Raw genomic sequence first — 504 nt, forward strand, 5'->3', positions numbered from 1 at the left:
GGCCTGGCCCGGGCGGAGGGCAATTTCTGGGTGCTGGTGATCGCCCGGCCGGGGTGCTGAGCGGCGGGGGCCGATCCAAAGGCGCGCTGCCGCGCATTTCCGCTCTGCAAGGGGGGGAGGCGACGCCCTTGCCGGGGCGGCGGCAAGTGGCGCGGTTGGGGCGTTTTGCCGAGAAGCGGTTCAGGGGCAGGTCTGCCCTGAACGCGCCAGGTCCAGTTTGAGGCGAGTCGCGCCCGCCCCAAGGGGGCGGGCCTGCGGCCCCGCGCTGCGCGCGCCCTTGACCCGGCCCCGACTCACCGGCGGTGCGTTTCCCGCCCGTTGATCCAGGTGGCGTGCACCGCGCGGTCATCACCCATCATGATGGTGGGGAAGAGTTCCTCCCACAGGTCGGTGGCGCGGGCGCTGCGCTGGGCGATATCGGCGGTCGAGGCGAGGTCGAGCACCACCAGGTCGGCCTCCATGCCGGGGGCGAGGTTGCCGATCCGGTCGGCCATGTGCAGCGCC

At 73.2% G+C, this 504-nt stretch carries 1 protein-coding gene; it reads right to left on the reverse strand.

Annotated features, from left to right (window positions below):
* Positions 1 to 293: 293 nt before the first annotated feature.
* A partial coding sequence (locus tag CVM52_RS26500; RefSeq protein WP_172721114.1) for an amidohydrolase family protein occupies positions 294 to 504 on the reverse strand: 211 nt, incomplete at its 5' end.

The sequence above is a fragment of the Pseudooceanicola lipolyticus genome (genome assembly GCF_002786325.1).
Taxonomy (GTDB): domain Bacteria; phylum Pseudomonadota; class Alphaproteobacteria; order Rhodobacterales; family Rhodobacteraceae; genus Pseudooceanicola_C; species Pseudooceanicola_C lipolyticus.